This is a genomic window from Intrasporangium sp. (assembly GCF_040414665.1).
GTDB lineage: Bacteria > Actinomycetota > Actinomycetes > Actinomycetales > Dermatophilaceae > Intrasporangium.
The window spans coordinates 15,460-35,379 of record NZ_JBEDUL010000002.1 but is presented as its reverse complement, the minus strand read 5'-3'; the positions used below and the strand labels follow the sequence as shown (position 1 = coordinate 35,379).

At 72.7% G+C, this 19,920-nt stretch carries 14 protein-coding genes; 11 read left to right on the top strand and 3 right to left on the bottom strand.

Annotated elements, in window-relative coordinates:
• The first annotated feature begins 61 nt into the window (after positions 1-61).
• From ABF401_RS00290 to ABF401_RS00255, 8 genes are read left to right on the top strand one after another with little or no spacing between them, the layout of a single operon-like run.
• Positions 62-1,744, top strand: coding sequence for a carbamoyltransferase family protein (locus ABF401_RS00290; RefSeq protein WP_353507518.1), 1,683 nt, complete (start codon positions 62-64; stop codon positions 1,742-1,744).
• Positions 1,741-3,276: an HAD-IIIA family hydrolase gene (locus tag ABF401_RS00285; protein ID WP_353507517.1), complete on the top strand. Its 1,536-nt coding sequence runs from the start codon at positions 1,741-1,743 to the stop codon at positions 3,274-3,276. Before ABF401_RS00290 ends, ABF401_RS00285 begins: the two co-directional genes overlap by 4 nt.
• On the top strand, positions 3,269-4,357 hold the full coding sequence (locus tag ABF401_RS00280) for a glycosyltransferase family 9 protein (RefSeq protein WP_353507516.1): 1,089 nt from the start codon (positions 3,269-3,271) through the stop codon (positions 4,355-4,357). The genes ABF401_RS00285 and ABF401_RS00280 overlap by 8 nt, the downstream gene beginning before the upstream one ends.
• Positions 4,354-5,331, top strand: coding sequence for a glycosyltransferase (locus tag ABF401_RS00275; protein ID WP_353507515.1), 978 nt, complete (start codon positions 4,354-4,356; stop codon positions 5,329-5,331). The genes ABF401_RS00280 and ABF401_RS00275 overlap by 4 nt, the downstream gene beginning before the upstream one ends.
• Positions 5,328-7,208, top strand: a complete 1,881-nt coding sequence (locus ABF401_RS00270) for a glycosyltransferase (protein ID WP_353507514.1) — start codon at positions 5,328-5,330, stop codon at positions 7,206-7,208. The genes ABF401_RS00275 and ABF401_RS00270 overlap by 4 nt, the downstream gene beginning before the upstream one ends.
• Positions 7,205-8,620 carry a PfkB family carbohydrate kinase gene (locus tag ABF401_RS00265; protein WP_353507513.1) on the top strand — a complete coding sequence of 472 codons (1,416 nt, stop codon included), beginning with the start codon at positions 7,205-7,207 and terminating at the stop codon, positions 8,618-8,620. Before ABF401_RS00270 ends, ABF401_RS00265 begins: the two co-directional genes overlap by 4 nt.
• Positions 8,621-8,626: 6 nt before the next feature.
• Positions 8,627-9,322 (top strand): SDR family oxidoreductase, encoded by a 696-nt coding sequence (locus tag ABF401_RS00260; RefSeq protein ID WP_353507512.1) that lies wholly within the window; start codon positions 8,627-8,629, stop codon positions 9,320-9,322.
• Positions 9,319-10,293 (top strand): glycosyltransferase family 9 protein, encoded by a 975-nt coding sequence (locus ABF401_RS00255; protein ID WP_353507511.1) that lies wholly within the window; start codon positions 9,319-9,321, stop codon positions 10,291-10,293. The genes ABF401_RS00260 and ABF401_RS00255 overlap by 4 nt, the downstream gene beginning before the upstream one ends.
• On the opposite strand, the gene ABF401_RS00250 is transcribed toward ABF401_RS00255, so the two are convergent.
• The 3 genes from ABF401_RS00250 to ABF401_RS00240 all read right to left on the bottom strand — a co-directional run bounded on the left by ABF401_RS00250 (position 10,267) and on the right by ABF401_RS00240 (position 12,508).
• Positions 10,267-11,268, bottom strand: a complete 1,002-nt coding sequence (locus ABF401_RS00250) for a UDP-glucuronic acid decarboxylase family protein (protein ID WP_353507510.1) — start codon at positions 11,266-11,268, stop codon at positions 10,267-10,269. The two genes, ABF401_RS00255 and ABF401_RS00250, sit on opposite strands and share 27 nt — an antisense overlap.
• A 133-nt stretch (positions 11,269-11,401) precedes the next feature.
• Positions 11,402-11,821, bottom strand: a complete 420-nt coding sequence (locus ABF401_RS00245; protein ID WP_353507509.1) for a CBS domain-containing protein — start codon at positions 11,819-11,821, stop codon at positions 11,402-11,404.
• 186 nt (positions 11,822-12,007) lie between these two features.
• Positions 12,008-12,508 (bottom strand): CinA family protein, encoded by a 501-nt coding sequence (locus ABF401_RS00240; protein WP_353507508.1) that lies wholly within the window; start codon positions 12,506-12,508, stop codon positions 12,008-12,010.
• A gap of 77 nt (positions 12,509-12,585) precedes the next feature.
• Here ABF401_RS00240 and ABF401_RS00235 point away from each other — a divergent pair, with 77 nt between their 5' ends.
• The 3 genes from ABF401_RS00235 to ABF401_RS00225 all read left to right on the top strand — a co-directional run bounded on the left by ABF401_RS00235 (position 12,586) and on the right by ABF401_RS00225 (position 19,919).
• A complete protein-coding gene (locus ABF401_RS00235) occupies positions 12,586-17,448 on the top strand; it encodes an ATP-dependent helicase (RefSeq protein WP_353507507.1) in 4,863 nt (1,620 codons plus the stop codon).
• A gap of 153 nt (positions 17,449-17,601) precedes the next feature.
• Positions 17,602-19,509, top strand: a complete 1,908-nt coding sequence (locus tag ABF401_RS00230) for a GNAT family N-acetyltransferase (protein ID WP_353507506.1) — start codon at positions 17,602-17,604, stop codon at positions 19,507-19,509.
• The gene (locus ABF401_RS00225) at positions 19,494-19,919 is read left to right on the top strand and encodes a cyclic nucleotide-binding domain-containing protein (protein ID WP_353507505.1); all 426 of its coding nucleotides are present in this window, start codon (positions 19,494-19,496) and stop codon (positions 19,917-19,919) included. Before ABF401_RS00230 ends, ABF401_RS00225 begins: the two co-directional genes overlap by 16 nt.
• The last annotated feature ends 1 nt before the right edge of the window (position 19,920 follow it).

Below are 19,920 nucleotides of genomic sequence, written 5' to 3'. Positions count from 1 at the left end.
AGGCGCCGCCTCGGCTGGAAGTGCTTTTCGCCCGGGCATGGGTAGGCCCTTCGGTGTGAAAGTGTTGGGAGTCAACGCGCTGTTCCATGACCCATCGGCGGCACTCGTCGTCGACGGCCGTCTCGCCGCGGCGGCGGAGGAGGAGCGGTTCAGCCGGCGCAAGCACGGAAAGCGCCCGGTCCCCTTCTCCGCGTGGGAGCTGCCCGAGCTGTCCATGCGATGGTGTCTGGAGTACGCCGGCTTGGCGCCCCAGGACCTCGACGCCGTCGCGTACTCCTTCGACCCCCAGCTGGCCAAGCCGGCGGAGGACATGGGGCTCGACGACCCCTGGGACCACCTGAGACGGCTCTACGCCGAACGCGCACCCGAGTTCATCGCGTCCGTGCTGCCCGGGCTGGACCCGTCGAAGGTGCACTTCATCGCGCACCATGTCGCACACGCGGCCTCGGCCGCCCTGGCCGCTCCGATACCCCAGCCGGGTCGGCCGGCCAGCGTCCTCGTGCTCGACGGCCGTGGTGAACAGGCCTCCCACCTCTCCGGGCGGTACGAGGCTGGGCGCCTGGACACGCTCGCGACACAGCAGCTGCCCCATTCGCTGGGCCTGCTCTACGAGTCGCTGACGGAGCACCTCGGCTTCCTTCGCTCCAGCGACGAGTTCAAGGTCATGGCCTTGGCGTCCTACGGTCGTCCCCGACACCTCGGCTGGTTCCGCGAGAACGTGTTCGCCACGGAGACCGGGGGATTCGAGGCCTCCATCCCGGAGTGGTCAGAGTTTGCGCCGGCCAGGCCGAAGGGTGATGGCGAGTGGTCCGGGGCCCATGCCGACCTCGCCTGCAGCGTCCAGGCGCGCCTGGAGGAGGTGCTCGTGGACCTGGCCACGTGGCTGCATGCCCGCACCGGTGACTCGACTCTGTGCCTCGCGGGCGGCGTCGCACTCAACTGCGTCGCGAACAGCCGCCTCTGGCGAGAGACGCCGTTCGACGAGGTGTGGGTGCAGCCTGCCGCTGGCGATGCAGGGACGTCCCTCGGGGCAGCCCTGCAGCTGACGGCGGACCTCGCCCGGGACAACGGGGGCCCATCGCTCGCCGAGCCCTTCACGACCGCGGCTCTGGGACGCGGCTGGTCCGATGACGAGCTGGCGGCGGCGCTGCGCACGGCGGCCGTGCCGTTCACCACTCCCGACGACCTCGCCGGCGAGGTCGCGGCTCTCCTCGCCGCCAACGGGGTCATCGCGTGGTTCGACGGCCGGAGCGAGTTCGGGCCGCGCGCCCTGGGCCAGCGGTCCCTGCTCGCCCATCCCGGTCACGCCGCCAACCTCGAGCGGCTCAACGACGTCAAGGGCCGGGAACAGTTCCGACCCGTCGCGCCGATGGTGCTCGCGGAGCGGGCCGAGCAGATCTTCAGCGAGGGGCCGATCCCGAGTCCCTACATGCTCTTCGTCCATCGGGTTGCGCCGGAGTGGGTCGACCGCATCCCGGCCGTCGTCCATGTCGACGGCACGGCCCGCATCCAGACGGTCGACGAAGCGACCCAGCCCCGTCTGGCCGGGGTGATCCGCGACTTCGACCGCCGGACCGGCCTGCCCGTCGTCATCAACACGAGCCTCAACACCGCGGGACGGCCCATGGTGGACGCCCCCAGGGACGCCCTCGAGCTCTTCGGATCGACGCCGGTGGACGCGCTCGTGCTCGGCCCGCACCTCGTGCGGCGCGCCGGCCTCACCACGCAGGGGTCCTCGTCGTGACGTCACGGGTCGCCTCAGCTCCGGGGGCGGCGGACCACACCGTCGTCATTCCCACCGTGGGACGCGCCACGCTGGCCGATCTCCTCGTGGGCCTGGCTCGCCAGGAGGACTGTGCGGCAGCCGAGGTCATCGTCGTGGACGACCGCCCGGAACCCACCCCCGCGATCGAGGTGCCCGACGAGGTTGCCGAGCGGATCTCCGTGCGGGTCGTGCTGGGCCTGGGCAGGGGCCCTGCGGCGGCGCGCAACCTCGGGGCACGACTGGCCCGCACCGAATGGATCGCGTTCCTCGACGACGACGTGGTCGTGCCCGCCGGCTGGGCACGCGGACTCCAGCGCGATCTCGCGGCAGCCGGCGACCGGGTCGCCGGTGTCCAGGGCCGGATCCGGGTGCCCCTGCCCGACGGGAGGCGCCCGACGGACTGGGAGCGCTCGACGGCCGGTCTCGAACGGGCCACCTGGGCCACCGCCGACCTGGCATACCGGGCCACCGCGCTGCGGGAGGTCGACGGCTTCGACGAACGCTTCCCCAGGGCCTATCGCGAGGACGCCGACCTCGCCCTTCGCGTTCGCGATTCCGGATGGCAGCTCGCCGTGGGGGAGCGGTACGTCCTGCACCCGGTGCGGCCGGCGGATCCCTGGGTGAGCGTCCGCGTGCAGCGCGGCAACACCGACGACGCCCTGATGCGCCGTCTCCATGGGAGGGACTGGCGCCGTCGCGCGGAGACCGGACGAGGCCGGCTGCCCTGGCATGTCGCAACGACGCTGGCCGCCGCCACGACGTTTGCCGCCCTGGGGCTGCGTGGCAGGCGTGTGGGCGCGCTGGGCGCCGCAGCCTGGCTGGGACTCACCGGGGACTTCATGCTGCGCCGCATCGCACCGGGACCGAGGACTCCGCGTGAGGTCGCCACGATGGCGTGGACGAGCGCGATGATTCCTCCGCTGGCCGTGGCGCACCGCCTCACCGGTTGGTGGCGACATCGCAACGCAGAGCCGTGGCCACCTCCGATCGAGGCGGTCCTCTTCGACCGGGACGGCACGATCGTCGAGGACGTCCCCTACAACGGCGACCCCGAGGAGGTCCGGCCGAAGCCGGACGCCCGACATTCGGTCGATCGCTTGCGCATCAAGGGGATTCGCGTGGGCGTCATCACCAACCAGTCAGGCGTGGCACGCAACCTCATCAGCACGGACGACGTGCGAGCCGTCAACGAGCGGATCGACCGGACGGTCGGGCCGTTCGACGCGTGGGAGGTGTGCCACCACGGGCCCGACGACGGCTGCGACTGTCGGAAGCCACGCCCGGGACTCGTCCGCGCGGCGGCCCGGCGCCTCGGGGTCGATCCGACGAGGTGCGTCGTCATCGGCGACATCGGAGCGGACGTGCTGGCGGCGCGCGCCGCGGGGGCGACGGGGATTCTCGTGCCCACGTCCGTGACCCGGAGGGACGAGATCGAGTCGGCACCGTGGGTGGCACAGACCCTGTCCGCCGCGGTGGACGTCGCACTGGCGCGGGGGCGGTCCCGTGCCTGAACTGCGTCGCTCAGTCCTCGCCGTGCGCCTCGACAGCCTCGGAGACGTCCTGCTCATGGGGCCGGCGCTACGCGCCCTGCGCAACAGTGCCAGCCGCCTCGACCTGCTCGTCTCGCCCGCCGGCGCGCCCGCCGCCGAGCTGCTCCCCGGCATCGACGACGTCATCACTCTCGACGCGCCCTGGGTCGGCTACGAACCCCCACCTGTCGACTCGCCAGGCATGCTCGGGCTGGTCGAGCGGCTGAGGGACGGCGGCTACGACGAGGCGGTCATCTTCACCTCCTTCCACCAGAGCCCGCTGCCCATCGCACTGCTCGCCCGCCTGGCCGGCATCCCGCGCGTCGCCGGCAGCAGCGAGGACTACGCAGGCTCCCTGCTCGACGTCCGGCACCGTCGTCTCCCCGATGGGGCACCAGACACCGGGGGACCGGAGGGCGGCCATGAGGTGCAGGCGGCACTGGCACTTGCGCGGGCGGCCGGACACGAGCCGCCGGCCGGTGACGATCTCCGCCTCCGCCTGCGAGCGCTCGGCCCGCCCACCGGACTCGCGGCGTCGCTGCCGCGGCATGTCGTGGTCGTGCACCCAACCGCATCGGTCCCCTCCCGCTCGATTCCCGACTGGCAGACCGCTGATCTGGTGGCTGGACTCATGGACGCCGGCTGGCACGTGGTCGTCACCGGAGCGGCGTCGGCCACCGCGGACGCGCGACGACGGGTCGGCTCGCTCGCGTCGGCAGGCAGCGAGCCAGTCACCGACGCACGCGGGACGACCAGCTTCGCAGAGCTGGCCCAGATCCTGGCCGGTGCGCAGTGTGTCGTCTCGGTCAACTCCGGCCCCGCCCATCTCGCTGCTGCCGTGGGCACACCCGTGGTCAGCCTGTTCGCCCCCGTCGTGCCGGTGGAGCGGTGGGGCCCGTGGGGTGTCCCGTTCCGGGTTCTCGGCGACCAGCATGCCGGCTGCCGCGGCACGCGGGCCCGCGAGTGCCCGGTCGACGGGCACCCATGCCTGTCAGGCATCTCCCGCGCCGAGGTCGTCGACGCCGTGGACGAGCTGGTGAGCTCCGAGGTGGTGGTCGCATGAGGGTCCTCGCCTGGCACGTGCACGGCTCCTGGATGACGTCGTTCCTCTCGGGACCGCACGACTACGTCATCCCCCTGACACCCGATCGCGACGCCGACGGCCGCGGTCGAGCCCTGACGTGGGACTGGCCGGCGCGGGCCCGTGAGGTGCCGGTGGCCCACCTGAGGGGCGAGCCGTTCGACGTGGTCGTCCTCCAGCGCCCGCACGAGGCGGAGCTTCTCGAGCAGTGGACGGGCCTGCGGGTCGGTGTGGACGTGCCCGCGGTGTACGTCGAGCACAACACGCCGACGGGAACCGCGGTGGGCACCCGGCATGCAGTGACCTTCGAGAGCCGGCTCAGCGGCATACCCCTTGTTCACGTCACGTACTTCAACGCGATGGCGTGGGACTGCGGCGACCACGAGGTCTTCGTCGTCGAGCACGGCGTGGCCGACCCCGGCCACCGCTACACCGGCGCGGACCCGAGCCTCGCGGCGGTCGTCAACGAGCCGGTGCGGCGATGGCGGGTCGCCGGCACCGACCTGCTGCTGCGGGTGGCGCGGCACGTCCCGGTGCACGTCTACGGGATGCAGACCGCAGCGCTGGTCGGAGTGGCCCAGGAACGCGGAGTGGACCTGACCGGGCGCACCCATGACCTGACCCAGGCGGAGCTGCACGCCGTGCTGGGCCGGCATCGCGCCTACCTGCACCCCTACCGGTGGACCAGCCTCGGGCTGGCCATGCTCGAGGCGATGGCGCTCGGCCTGCCGGTCCTCGCCCTGTCGACGACGGAGGCCCCCGAGGCGGTGCCACCCGAGGCCGGCGTCGTCTCCAACGACCTCGCTCGCCTGCACGCCGCCGCGCAGGAGTGGCTCGACGACCCGGCCACCGCCCGGCGGCACGGTGCAGCCGCCCGCGCCCACGTCCTCAACCGCTACTCCCTCGATCGGTTCCTCGACAGCTGGGACCACGTCCTCAAGGAGGTGACCTCGTGAAGATCGCCCTCATCTCCGAGCACGCCAGCCCCCTGGCCGTCCTCGGTGGCGTTGACGCCGGTGGTCAGAACGTCCACGTCGATGCTCTCGCCCGCCACCTCGGGCAGCGCGGCCACGACGTCTACGTGTACACGCGACGGGATGACGAGTCCCTCGCCGAGCGAGTTGCCCTCGCGCCCGGAGTCACGGTGGTACACGTCCCCGCGGGCCCGCCACGAGCGGTGCCGAAGGACGAGCTGCTGCCCTACATGCCGGAGTTCGGACGCTGGCTCGAGCAGGACTGGCTGGCCACTGGCCCGCCCGACGTGGCACACGCCCACTTCTGGATGTCCGGCCTGGCGACCGTCCAGGCTGCTCGGGCGGTCGGGGTGCCGGTCGCCCAGACCTTTCACGCGCTGGGGACCGTCAAGCAACGCCACCAAGGCTCGGACGACACCAGCCCCGCCGACCGCATCGACCTCGAGCGCCAGCTCGCGTGGCAGGTCGACCGGATCATCGCGACCTGCTCGGACGAGGTGGCCGAGCTCGGCGCCATGGGCGCTCCGGTGCACCGGGCGCGCGTCGTCCCGTGCGGCGTCGACACGGCGCTGTTCCGCCCGGACAACGGTGGAGACGCCGCCGCCGAGATGAGCTCAGCCGACCGCGGTGGCCGGCTCCTCGTCGTCGGTCGGCTCGTGCCCCGGAAGGGCTGCGACACGGTCATCAGGGCGCTCGCGGAGATCCCGGGCGCCGAGCTCGCCATCGCGGGCGGACCTGACGAGAGCCGCATCCTCGACGACCCGGAGGCGCGGCGTCTCCTCGAGGTCGCTCGCGAGGCAGGCGTCGCCGACCGGGTCCGCCTGCTCGGGGGCATCGCTCACGAGGACCTGCCCCAGCATTACCGGTGGGCAGACGTCGTGCTCTCGACACCGTGGTACGAGCCCTTCGGGATCACCCCGCTGGAGGCGGCTGCCTGTGGCCGGCCGCTCGTCGGGCATGCCGTGGGCGGGCTGCTCGACTCCGTCATCGACGGTCAGACCGGTCGACTCGTCGAGCCGGGGGACTCCAAGGCGCTGGCGGCAGTGGTCCGCGAGCTGCTGGCCGACCCCGCGGGTCGCGCCGCGATGGGCGCCGAAGCACGCCGGCGAGCACTCCAGCGCTTCGACTGGTCGATCGTGGCTGCCGCCACCGAGCAGATCCTCGCCGACGTGGCGCGCACCCCGACGAACGGGAGCGCTCTCCCGGTGCCGCATGCCTCCGAGCTCCCCGCGGACTGGGGGGACGCCGTGCTCGGCCACTCGTGGCTCGAGCGTCACGAGCGCGAGCTGAGGGACGGCCTCGCCGAGGTGGAGCGCGCCTGGCCGCTCGTCCAGTCCTGGGGCGAGCAGCTTGCCCGTTCGCTTCCCGACGGCGGCCGCGTCCTCGCGGCCGGCAACGGCGGCAGCGCGGCCGAGGCGCAGCACCTCACCGCCGAGCTGGTCGGCCGGTTCCTGACGGAGCGGCGGCCGCTGTCGGCGATCTCGCTCCATGCAGAGTCGTCGAGCTTCACCGCGATCCTCAACGACTACGGGGGCGACGAGGTGTTCGCGCGACAGGTGGAGGCGCACGGCCGGCCGGGTGACATCGTCGTCCTCCTGTCGACGAGCGGCACGAGCAGCAACGTGCTGCACGCCGCCAAGCGCGCCCACGACGTGGGGCTCACCGTCTGGGCGCTGACCGGACCGGCCCCGAACCCGCTCGCTGCGATGGCGGACAGTGCGATCGCCGTGCCCGCCGGGTCGAGCGCCGCAGTCCAGGAGGTCCACCTCGTCATCATCCATGCGCTCTGTGCCGCCATGGACAGCGTCCTTGCGGCGCGGGCGATGCTCGAGGGCGCCTCCGGCAGGAGGGCGTCGTGAGCCGGCCGAACCTCGTCGTCGTCGGCGACGTCCTCCTCGACCGGGAGGTGGTCGGCTCGACCACGCGGCTGTGCCCCGACGCACCGGCGCCGGTCATCGACGTGGAGCGCGTCGACGAGGGGCCGGGCGGTGCCGGGCTCGCTGCGGTCCTGGGGGCGGGTGCGGACGTCGACGTCACGCTCATCGCCCCCGTGGCGGACGACGCAGCAGGGGAGCGGGTTCGTGCGGGCCTCGCTGCGGCAGGGGTCGATCTCGTCGCCCTCGGGCACGAGGGCGCCACCCGCACGAAGTGCCGGATCCGGATCGGCCACCAGGTCGTTGCCCGGCTCGACGAGGGCGGTCCGGCCGCGCCGCTCGGGCGACTTCCACGGCGGGCGCTGGAGGCGCTCGAGGCAGCCGACGGGATCCTCGTCTCCTGCTACGGCGCCGGGACCACGCGCATGGAGCCGCTGCGGGAGGTGCTCGCTGACAAGGCCGGACAGGTGCCGGTCATCTGGGACCCGCACCCGCGCGGTGCGCCGCCCATCGCCGGCTGCGCGGTCGCGACGCCGAATGCCGCCGAGGCGGCGGAGGCGGTGGCGGCCAGCGGCCGGTCGGTCGCCCGGCCGCCCGACGTGGCAGCCGAGCTCGTCCAGCGATGGCGCTCGACTGCGGTGTCCGTCACGGTTGGCGCCGAGGGCGTCTGGCTCGCTCGATCGGACGGCGACGTCCTGCGGATCCCGGCGCCCGAGTGCCACGACGGTGACACGTGCGGTGCAGGCGACCGCTATGCATCGACCGTGGCCGTCGCGCTGACGCGAGGGCAGCACCTCTCCGACGCCATCCGGCTGGGCGTCGCAGAGGCCTCCGCCTGGGTCGCGGCTGGAGGGGTCAGCGCGCATCGGGTCGGGTCCGCCGCCGCAGCTGACCGCCCCGACGGCGGCAGCCCGCGCAGGCGGGACCCAGACGTCGTCACCCGACTCGGTGAGGCGGCGGCGATGGGACTGGCTCGTGAGGTGCACGCGCGCGGCGGCGCGCTCATCGCGACGGGAGGGTGCTTCGACGTGCTCCACGCCGGGCATGTCCAGAGCCTTCGCGCGGCGCGCGCCCTCGGTGATGCGCTGGTCGTGCTGCTCAACTCGGACGCCTCCGTCCGGCGCCTCAAGGGCAGGAGCAGGCCCGTGCAGACCGAGCGGGACCGTGCCCAGGTCCTGCTCGCGCTCGACGCGGTCGACGCCGTCGTCATCTTCGACGAGGACGAGCCGTCCGCCGTGCTCGACCGGATCCGGCCCGACGTGTGGGCCAAGGGCGCCGACTATGCCGGAGCCGTCCTCCCGGAGGCGGACCTCGTCCGCAGCTGGGGTGGGCGAGTCCAGATCCTGCCGCTCCTCCCGGGGCGGTCGACAACAGCGATCCTCAAGGATGCGGGGTAACTCTCGATGACCGATATGCGTGACCTCGGAATCGTCTACGTGACCGGAGGGGCCAGCGGGCTCGGCGCCGCCGTGGTCGAGGCGGTGGCAGCCGCTGGTGGCAAGCCCGCCGTGCTCGACCGGGTGGTTCCGGAGAGCGGCGCGCCACACGCCATCACCGACGTGTCGGACACCGCCGCCGTCGCCTCCTCCGTCGAGGAGCTCGTCCGCACGGTCGGGCCGCCCGATGCCGTCGTGACCGCTGCCGGGACTGATTCGTGCGGGCCCCTCGCCACGGTCCCGGCCGAGGACTGGGAGCGCGTCATCCGCGTCAACCTCATCGGCACGGCCGCCGTCGTGCGGGCCTGTCTGCCGCACCTCGAGCGCTCCCGCGGCGCCGTCGTCACGATCGGCTCCACCCTGGGGCTGCGGGCCGCGGGCGATGCCACTGCCTACTGCGCGTCGAAGTTCGGGGTGGTCGGGTTCAGCCGAGCACTCGCCACCGAGCTGGCTGGCCGGGTCGGCGTCACGATGGTCACCCCGGGCGGCATGCGGACGCACTTCTTCGACGGGCGCGACGAGCAGTACAAGCCGCCACCGGACGCCAAGCTCAGTGACCCGGGGGATGTGGCCCGCGCCATCGTCATGGTGCTCCAGCAGCCCGAGGGCTTCGAGCTGCGCGAGGTGGTGGCGGCGCCGTCGACGGAGCCGTCCTGGCCGTGACCCCAGTGGTCGAGCGTGTCCTGGTGCTCCGTGCGCTCGGGCTCGGCGACCTCTATGCGGCGGTCCCGGCGCTGCGCGGGATCCGCCGACGGTGGGAGTCGGCGGAGGTCGCGCTCGCTGCGGACCCGGCGCTGGGCGCGCTCATGGTTGCCCACGGCCTCGTCGACCGGGTCGTGCCGACCGACGGCCCGTCGACCCCTCGGTGGGACGATCCGGGCCCCGACGTCGCGGTGAACCTGCACGGCAGCGGACCGGAGAGTCACCGGGCTCTGGGCCGGCTGTCGCCGCGCCACCTGGTCGCCTTCCATTGTGCGGCAGCGGGATTCGTCGATGGGCCGGCATGGCAGGCGGATGAGCACGAGGTCGACCGGTGGTGCCGGCTCGTCGCTTCGGCCGGCGGCGACTGCTCGGCCGCTGACCTCCGGCTGCCCCCACCCGAGGCCGATCCCGGCTCGCCGCTCGCTGACCTCCCCGACACGCCGGTCGTGATCCACCCGGGCGCCGCGGCCGGCTCCCGGCGCTGGCCACCGGACCGTTGGGCGGCGGTCGCGACCAGCCTGTCGGAGGAGGGCTGGCCCGTCGTGGTCACGGGTGGACCGGGTGAGCAGGACGCCTGCCGGCGGGTGGCCGCCCACCCCGGAGTCGCCGATCTCTCAGGCCGGCTCGGCCTGCGCGACCTGGCTGCGCTCATCGGCGCCGCACGGCTCCTCGTGTCGGGGGACACCGGTGTCGCCCACGTGGCGACCGCCTACGGCACACCCTCTGTCCTGCTCTTCGGCCCGACGCCTCCGGACCACTGGGGCCCGCGCATCGACTCGCACCTGCACCGCGTGCTCCATCGGCCCGAGCCGGGCGACCCTCCGGGCGATCCCCACGGCCACACGACGGACATCCGGCTCAGGCGGATCGCAGTCGAGGACGTGCTGGCCGAGGCGCGCCGCCTGTCAGCCGACGAGGCTCTCCGGAGGTAGCTCCCCTGCGGCCGTGGCTTCCTCGCGGAACCACGCCACCGTCCGCTCCAGCCCCTTCTCCCACGGCACGAGCGGCCGCCAACCCAACAGGTCCTCGGCCAGGGCAGTGTCGGGCCGGCGGACCTGCGGGTCGTCGACCGGACGGTCGATGCTGATGATCTCCGATCGTGAGCCGGCCGCCGCGACGATGTCCTCGGCGATCCGCCGGACGGTCATCTCGTCGGGATTGCCGATGTTGACGGGACCGGGATGCCCGCTGCCGGCGAAGGCGAGGATCCCGGCGACGAGGTCGTCGACGTAGCAGACGGATCGCGTCTGCAACCCGTCTCCCGCAAGAGTGATCGGCTCGTCGCGCAGCGCCTGCCGGATGAAGGTCGGGATGGCCCGGCCGTCGTGGGGGCGCATCCGTGGGCCGTACGTGTTGAAGATGCGGACGATGCCGGTGTCGACCTCCTCGCTGCACCGGTAGGCCGTCGTCAGCGCCTCGCCGTAGCGCTTGCCCTCGTCGTACACGCCCCGCGGACCGATCGGGTTGACGTGCCCCCAGTAGCTCTCCGGCTGGGGGTGGACCTGCGGGTCGCCGTAGACCTCCGACGTGGAGGCGAGCACGAACCGGGCGCCCTTGTCCTTCGCCAGGCCGAGCGCGTGCCAGGTGCCGATGGCCCCCACCTTGAGCGTGTGGATCGGCAGCTTGAGGTAGTCGATGGGCGAAGCGGGGGACGCGAAATGGAGGACGAGGTCGACCTCGCCCGGCACGTGGACGAAGTCGGTGACGTCGCACCGGATCAGCCGGAAGCGAGGGTGCTCCTGGATGTGGTGCACGTTGTCTGGCGTGCCGGTGATGAAGTTGTCCATGCACAGCACCTCTGAGCCGGCGTCGAGGAGCGCCTCGCACAAGTGGCTGCCGAGGAAACCGGCCCCGCCGGTCACGACAACGCGCCGGGGCGTGCGACGATCGGCGTTCGACTGGTTCACGCGAGCCCACTACCCCCGACCACCGGAAGGGAAACGGGCACCGGAGCCCGGCGTGACGACGTGCAGGCGCCGCAGGGCCGGCTCCCCGACGGGAGCCGGCCCAGCGGCATACGGCAAAAGCCTTCAGTGAAGGTCAGGGTCGCGCGAAGACCTTCTCCACGAACTCGCTCAGCTGGTGCTCGTCGAGGTGACGCGCGAGGTCTGCCTCGCTGATCATGCCGACGAGCTGGTGGTTCTCGATGACAGGAAGCCGCTTGACCTGCTCGCGGCCCATGACGTCCACGACGTCGGTGACGTCGGTCATGGCGTCGACCCAGGTGACCTCACCCTGGGCGAGCTCACCGGCCGTGCACGTCGACACGTCCTTGCCCTCGGCCACGCACTTCACGACGATGTCTCGGTCGGTGATGATGCCGTGCAGCTTCTGGTCGTTGCCGCAGATGGGCAGGGAGCCCACTCCCATGTCCCGCATCATCCGCGCAGCCTCGAGCAGGGTCTGGTCCTCGCCGACGCAGGTCGCTCCAGCGTTCATGATGTCTCGGGCAGTCGTCATCAGTTCCTCCTCGTACCTCAGGGTCGTCCTGGTGGGTGATGGAGGCGGTGCGTCGGCAGGCGCTGGCAACGACGACGGGCGTCAGCGGCCATCCGGCACGTCGCCCACGCTCCACTCTCCTCCCGATGCCATACCCCGACAAGTCGGCAGCTCACATGGAGTCAGGGAGAGGCAGCCGTATGCCGCTCAGCCGGGGGCGGCGCGACCCTGCAGGGCGCGATCCAGCAAGGTCAACGCGTGCACCGTCGTCTGGGCGAGGACCTCCTCCGGGTCACCGTCCAGGCGCTCCAGCTCGGTCGTCACCGTCCCCCGGTCGCAGATCCCGAACCACACGGTCCCGGGCGGTTCGCCCTCCTCGTGATCCGGGCCACCGACGCCCGTGACGGCCACCGCGAGGTCGGAACCGAGCAGGTCCGCCACTCCCTCGGCCATGGCGGCGGCTGCCGCCTCGCTGACCACCGGACCGGCCGGCACCCCGAGCACTCTGCGCTTCACGTCACTCGCGTAGGCGACGACGCAGCCCGCGTACCACTCGCTGGAGTCGGGTGCCGCGCCGAGCTGGCACGAGATCTGGCCGCCCGTGAGGGACTCCGCGAGCGCCACGGTATGCCCCGCACGGGTGGCGGCGCGGGCGATGGAGCGCGCGATCTCCTCGGCGCGCTTCGTCAGGTCGTCCGGTCGGCTCATCACCACCCCCTACCCCCAGCCGCGCGGTCACACCGGCTCTGCGCCCACTGTCAGCGGCAGGTGGCAGGCTGGGGCTGATGGGCAAGGCAGATCAGGCGGGCATGGATGTGCTCGACCGCTTCTCTCCGGCGACGGCGGCGTGGTTCCGGAGCAGCTTCAGCGCGCCCACGGCCGCGCAGGCCGGGGCGTGGGAGGCGATCTCCTCCGGCCACCACTGCGTCGTCGTCGCACCCACCGGTTCGGGCAAGACGCTGTCCGCCTTCCTCTGGGCCATCGACCGGATGGCGACCGAGCCCGTGCCGGAGGAGCGACTGGCGCGGTGCCGCGTCCTCTACGTCTCGCCGATGAAGGCGCTCGCCGTCGACGTCGAGCGGAACCTGCGCGCGCCTCTCGTCGGGATCGGGCACGCGGCCCGGCGGCTCGGGCTGCCGGTCCCCGACATCGGGGTGTCGGTCCGCTCCGGTGACACGCCGGCAACCGAGCGCCGCGCCTTCGCGCGGACGCCGACCGACATCCTCATCACGACGCCTGAGTCGCTGTTCCTCATGCTCACGTCGTCGGTGCGCGAGGCACTGCACGGCATCGAGACGGTGATCATCGACGAGGTCCACGCCGTCGCCGGCACGAAGCGCGGCGCGCACCTCGCCCTGTCCCTCGAGCGCCTGGATGCCTTGCTCGACAGGCCGGCGCAGCGGGTTGGCCTCTCCGCAACGGTCCGACCCGTCGAGGAGGTGGCGCGCTACCTCGCGGGAGGCCGTCCTGCTGAGATCGTGCAACCACCGTCGACGAAGGAATGGGACCTCGACGTCGTCGTCCCCGTCCCCGACATGGCTGAGCTGTCGGGCGCCCCGGCCGAGATCTCCCCAGGAGTGCCCGACCTGTCGGGCCCGGCTGCGGGCAACGCTCCCCAGGCGTCCATCTGGCCGCACGTCGAGGAGCGGATCGCCGACCTCATCACGGAGCACCGTTCGACCTTGGTCTTCGCCAACTCCCGTCGGCTCGCAGAGCGCCTGACCGCCCGCCTCAACGAGATCTGGGAGGAGCGCGTGTCCGAGGCCGGGGCGGTCGATCATGGGCCGCCTGCCCAGATCATGGCGCAGTCGGGAGCCAGCCACGGCGCCCCGGCCGTCCTCGCCCGGGCCCACCACGGCTCCGTGAGCAAGGAGCACCGCGCGGCCATCGAGGAGGACCTCAAGGCCGGGCGGCTGCCCGCCGTCGTCGCTACGAGCAGCCTCGAGCTCGGCATCGACATGGGTGCCGTCGACCTCGTGGTCCAGGTCGAGAGCCCACCGAGCGTCGCGAGCGGCCTGCAGCGGGTGGGCCGAGCGGGCCATCAGGTGGGCGCCGTCAGCCGCGGGGTGCTCTTCCCGAAGTTCCGGGGTGACCTGGTCCAGACCGCCGTCGTCGTCGAGCGGATGCAGGCCGGGGCGATCGAGAGCCTGCGCGTCCCCGCCAACCCGGTCGACGTGCTGGCGCAGCAGATCGTCGCCATGTGCGCGATGGACGACTGGACGGTCGACGAGGTCGAGGCGCTGGCGCGGCGGTCGGCGAGCTTCGCCGGACTGCCTCGGACGGTGCTCGAGGCGACGCTCGACATGCTCGCCGGCAAGTACCCGAGCGACGAGTTCGCCGAGCTGCGCCCGCGCATCGTGTGGGACCGGATCACCGACACGCTCACCGGACGTCGTGGTGCGCAGCGTCTTGCCGTGACGAGCGGCGGGACGATCCCGGACCGCGGTCTCTACGCCGTCTTCCTCGCGTCGGGCGAGGGGCCGGGGCGCCGGGTCGGCGAGCTCGACGAGGAGATGGTCTACGAGTCGCGCGTCGGTGACGTGTTCACCCTCGGCACGTCGTCGTGGCGGATCGAGGACATCACGCACGATCGGGTGCTCGTGACGCCTGCGCCCGGGCAGGCCGGTCGCCTGCCGTTCTGGAAGGGCGACCAGCAGGGCCGGCCCGCCGAGCTGGGTCGTGCCGTCGGCGCCTTCGTTCGCGAGGTCGTCGGGCTGCCCAGCGCCAAGGCGCGGGCCAGGGTCGTCGAGGCGGGGCTGGACGAGTGGGCGGCCGACAACCTGCTGGCCTACCTCACCGAGCAGCGCGAGGCCACCCGGCACGTGCCCGACGACCGGACCATCGTCGTCGAGCGGTTCCGGGACGAGATCGGCGACTGGCGGGTCGCCGTGCTCTCGCCGTTCGGCGGGCAGGTCCACGCGCCGTGGGCGCTCTGCGTCGCCGCCCGGATGAGGGAACGCTTCGGGATCGACGTGCAGGCCATGCACGGTGATGACGGCATCGTGTTCCGGCTGCCCGATCTCGAGTTCGACGAGGGTGGCGCGGCCGCGTCGAGTGGGCAGATCGGCCGCCAGCTCGTGGAGCTCGTCACCCTCGAGCCTGAGGACGTCGTCGAGTTCGTGACGCAGGAGATCGGTGGGTCGGCGCTGTTCGCCGCGCGGTTCCGCGAGTGTGCCGCGCGGGCACTGCTCCTGCCGCGCCGGCGCCCGGACCGGCGTCAGCCGCTGTGGCAGCAGCGCCAGCGGGCGGCACAGCTGCTCCAGGTGGCGAGTCAGTACCCGACCTTCCCCATCGTCCTCGAGGCTGTCCGTGAGTGCGTCCAGGACGTCTTCGACGTGCCCGGCCTCGTTGGGCTGATGACCGAGATCCGTTCTCGTGCAGTCACGGTCGTCGACGTGGAGTCGGCCCAGCCGAGCCCGTTCGCCAAGTCCCTCGTCTTCGGCTACGTCGCCCAGTACCTCTACGAGGGCGACTCGCCGCTGGCCGAGCGGCGTGCTGCAGCGCTGGCGCTCGACCCGTCGCTCCTGTCCGAGCTGCTCGGCCGAGGAGATGCGCTCGCCTTGCGAGACCTGCTCGATCCGGCGGCGGTCGCGCGGACCGAGGCCGAGCTCCAGCGGCTCACCCCCGAGCGAGCCGCTCGGGATGCCGAGGACCTGGCCGACCTCGTTCGCGTCCTCGGGCCGCTCTCGACCAGCGATGTCCTCGCGCGGTCGGCCGAGGGCTTCGGGGCGGCCGACGTGGAGGCGGCGCTCCGATCGCTCGAGCAGGCCCGCAGGATCATCGGCGTCCGGGTGGCCGGCGAGGATCGCTGGGCGGCGGTCGAGGACGCGGGCCGCCTGCGCGATGCCCTCGGCACCGCCCTTCCGGTCGGGGTCCCGGACGCCTTTCTCGAGCCGGTGGCCGATCCACTCGGCGACCTCGTCGCCCGCTTCGCGCGGACCCACGGACCCTTCACCGTGCACACCGTCGCCGCGTGGTGGGGCATCGGCCCCGCCGTCGTGCACGACTCCCTGCGGCGCCTCGTCTCGGCCGGACGAGTCGTCGAGGGCGAGCTGCTGCCCACCGAGAACGGTGGGGGGCACGGTGCCGAGTTCTGCGATGCCGAGGTCCTACGGATCCTGCGGCGGCGATCGCTGGCGGCGCTCCGGCACGAGGTGGAGCCGGTCTCCCAGGTCGACCTGGCCAGGTTCCTCCCGCACTGGCAGGGCGTCGGCGGTGGTCAGCGTGGACGCGAGGGCCTGCTGCGCGCGGTCGAGCAGCTGACCGGGGCAGTCGTCCCCGCGAGCGCGCTCGAGACGCTCGTCCTGCCGGCTCGCGTTGCCGACTACCGCCCGGCGCTCCTCGACGAGGTGATGAGCTCGGGCGAGGTCATCTGGCGCGGCCACGGCTCCCTGCCCGGGGACGACGGCTGGGTCAGCCTCCACCTCGCCGACACGGCCCATCTGACGCTGGTCCCGCCGGAGCGGGGCGATCCGAGCGACGCCGAGGACGCGGTCCTCGAGGCGCTCGCGGGCGGAGGTGCCTGGTTCTTCCGCCCGCTCGCCGACCGGGTCCGGTCGCTGGGCACCGCGAGGGGGACCGACCTCGCTGACTCCGACCTCCTCGACGCGTTGTGGTCGCTCCTCTGGGCCGGCCGCCTCACCAATGACACCATTGCGCCGCTCCGCGGCCTGCTGTCGGGCGGGCGCACCGCCCACAAGCGCAGCTCGACGGCTCCACGGTCGGCACGCTACGGCGGCCGCCGGACCTCGCTCGGGCGCTTCGGATCCCTGCAGGGGTCGATGGCGCGCTCGGCGGGGGGCTCGCTCGCGGGCGTGAGCCCCGAGCGCCTTGCGGCTGCTGAGGAGTCCGCGACCGCAAGGGCGCTGCGGGCTCGCTCGCTCGAGTCCGCTCCAGCGGCAGGCGTCGGACGGTGGACCCTGCTGCCGGTGGCCGAGACCGACCCGACCGTCCGCGCCGTGACGAGCGCGGAGCTCCTGCTCGACCGCTACGGCGTGCTCACCCGGGGCTCCGTGGTCGCGGAGGACGTGCCGGGCGGCTTCGCGGCGGTCTACCGCGTGCTCGCCGCCGCCGAGGAGGCCGGCAAGGTCCGCCGAGGCTACTTCGTCGAGTCGCTTGGTGCCTCGCAGTTCGCCTCCACGGGTGCGGTCGACCGGCTCCGGTCGTTCTCGAGGCTTCCCGGTGTCACGGGAGCCGACGGACCGAGCTCGACGCGGCGTGCCGAGGCTCCAGGCGCGCTCGTGCTCGCGGCGAGCGACCCGTCGAACCCCTACGGCGCTGCCCTCGCCTGGCCCGGCCGGCCCAGTTCAACCCCGGGCGCGCCGGGGGAGCGCGGTGAGGGGCCCACTGTCCGCAAGGGCCACCAGCCCGGCCGCAAGGCAGGGGCGCTCGTCGTGCTCGTCGACGGAGAGCTCGTGCTCTACGTGGAGCGTGGGGGCAAGACCATGCTCTGCTGGTCCGAGGACCTCGAGGTGCTGCAGGCTGCCGCGGATGCCTTGGCGCTCGCGGTGCGTGAGGGCGCCCTGGGCCGGCTCACCGTCGAGAAGGCCGACGGCTCGCCGGTCCTCGGCTCGGACCACCCACTCGTCCAGGCGCTGTCCCAGGCCGGATTCCACATGACGCCGCGGGGACTGCGTCTGCGACGCTGACCGTTTCGAGGCACGGTGGTGTTTCGGCAATCCCTCGCGTCTGGATGAGCAGCGTGCCATTCTCGAACGAAGGACCACCAGCGGTGGCTTGCCGGGCGCTGCATCCTCCCGTCCTGCGCGTCGCCGCGCCAAGCGCCAGGGAGGTGTGGCCCAGTGACGACGAGGCCGGCCGGCCGGGCGGACGCGACGGCGACGGAAACCGACGAGGAGTGGCGTTCCAGACTGGTGAGTGCAGGAACGGCGGCCGCCGCCGTGCCGGCGGGCTCGACCGTCTATGTCGGCAGCGCCTGTGCAACGCCACGCACAGTGGTGCGGGCCCTTGAGGACCAGCCGTACGCGCACCTCGGCCTGCGGCTCGTGCATCACCTCACTGACGGGGTGCGCGCGCTCAACAGCGGCACGAACTTCGACCACCGGACGATCTTCGTCGGCGCGGAGCTCGCCGACCTCGTGCGTGAGGTCAAGCCCCTCGGCGCAGCGGTCGACTACGTGCCGATGAGCCTCACCGACCTTCCGGCCGACCTCCGCACCGGTCGACAACGGCTGGATGTCGCGGTCGTCCAGGTCACCCCGCCCCGCTGCGGGAGGGTCAGCCTCGGGGTGTCGGTCGACGCCGCGCCCGCGGCCATCGAGTCGGCGGGTCTCGTCATCGCCGAGATCAACCCGGCCATGCCGTGGACCGAGGGCGCGAGCACCGTCCCCGTCGACCGGATCGACTACTTCGTCGACGTCCCAGGGCCGGTCATCACCTACTCGCACCCCGGGGTCGGCGACGTCGGCGAGCGGATCGCCGGCTACGTCGCACGCGTGATCGCTGACGGCGCGACCCTCCAGGTCGGGCTGGGTCGCATCCCGGCCGCCGTCCTGGCGCACCTGCAGCAGCGCCATGATCTGGGCATCCACTCCGACGTCATCACCGACGCTGTCCTCGACCTCGTCGAGGCCGGCATCGTCACGGGCAGGGCCAAGACCGTCGATGTGGGCGTCGTGGTGACGAGCGCTGCCATGGGGAGCCAGCGCCTCTATGACGCCATCGACGGCAACCCGCACTTCCAGTTCCGCCCGATCGACGACGTCCAGGCCGGGCTCGCGGCCCAGTACCGGCTCGTCTCCGTGACGCAGGCCCTCCGGGTCGACCTGACCGGCCAGGTGTGTGTCGATGCACTCGGCGACGAGATCTACGGCGGACTGGGCGCGCAAGCCGACTTCCACCGAGCGGCTGCGGTGTCACCCGGGGGCAAGGCCATCGTCGCGCTCGCCTCGCGGCAGCCCGATGGATCCCCCTCGTTCGTCGCACGCCTCGGCCCGAAGGAGGCAGTGGCCATCCCGAGGCACGAGCTGCGCTGGATCGCAACGGAGTTCGGGATTGCCTACCTCCATGGCCGGTCTCTTCGCGAACGGGCCGTGGCCCTCATCGAGCTGGCCCACCCGGACGACCGCGATGCGCTGCTGGACGCAGCCGCGTCGTGCGGCCTCGTCCCGCCCGGCCAGCAGCTGCGCTCACGCCTGCCCTACCCGGTGGCGGAGGAGCGGACGGTCACGCTCAAGAACGGCATCGCGGTCCTCGTGCGCCCGACCCGAACCGGCGACGCGGCGCTGCTCCAGGAGCTCTTCTTCCGGATGCGGCCAGAGGACGTCAAGACCCGCTTCTTCCGGAACCTCTCCTCGCTGACCCGTAACGCCGCCGAGCACCTGACCAGCGTCGGCTACGAGTCCGAGATGGCGTTCGTCGCGGTGACCGGAGGACGCGAGAACGAGCAGGTCGTCGCATCCGCCCAGTACTACGTCGACGCGGACACCGGCTCGGCCGACGTCGCCTACATGGTCGACTCCGCCTGGCACGGGCTCGGCCTCGGGCATGCCCTGCACCGCATCATGTCCGACTACGCGGCTCGGCACGGGGTGCTGGCCTTCACCGCGGACGTTCTCGCCGGCAACGGCGCGATGCTCCATGTCCTCATGGCTGCCGGGGATGCGGAGGTTCACACGGCCGACGGCGTCCATGAGGTTCGCATCCCCACGAGGACCGCTGGGGGTGAGAGCCCATGGCGCGCCTCCTGACCGTCGACCGCGTGGCCATGCTGCGCCACGTCGGGATCTTCGCGGCGACGCCCGGGCGGGTCCTCGCCGGGCTCGCCGGAGCGCTCATCGAGGAGGACTTCGCCGCCGGTGACGAGATCATCCGCCGGGGAGCCACCGAGGACTGGCTGCATGTCGTGACGTCGGGGGTCATCGAGATCATTCGTGGCGACGGCCGGATCCGGGCCGAGGCGCCGGTGGTCGTCGGTGACCTCGCCGTTCTCGACCCGCAGCCTCGATCCGCCACCGTCGTCGCCGTCACGGACGTCGCCGCCCTCCGGCTCTCCAAGGCCGACTTCGACGAGGCCCTCGAGAGCCGCCCGGAGATCGCGCACGGGGTCATCCTCGCCCTCGTCGACCGGCTCCGTGAGAAGCGCGAGCCGCAACCGTGAG

Bases quoted from the DNA above. Each gene is read 5' to 3' on its own strand.
- ABF401_RS00240 (WP_353507508.1), bottom strand. From the start codon at position 12,508: ATGAGCCGACCGGACGACCTGACGAAGCGCGCCGAGGAGATCGCGCGC.
- ABF401_RS00225 (WP_353507505.1), top strand. From the start codon at position 19,494: ATGGCGCGCCTCCTGACCGTCGACCGCGTGGCCATGCTGCGCCACGTC.
- ABF401_RS00275 (WP_353507515.1), top strand. From the start codon at position 4,354: ATGAGGGTCCTCGCCTGGCACGTGCACGGCTCCTGGATGACGTCGTTC.
- ABF401_RS00245 (WP_353507509.1), bottom strand. From the start codon at position 11,821: ATGACGACTGCCCGAGACATCATGAACGCTGGAGCGACCTGCGTCGGC.
- ABF401_RS00235 (WP_353507507.1), top strand. From the start codon at position 12,586: ATGGGCAAGGCAGATCAGGCGGGCATGGATGTGCTCGACCGCTTCTCT.
- ABF401_RS00260 (WP_353507512.1), top strand. From the start codon at position 8,627: ATGACCGATATGCGTGACCTCGGAATCGTCTACGTGACCGGAGGGGCC.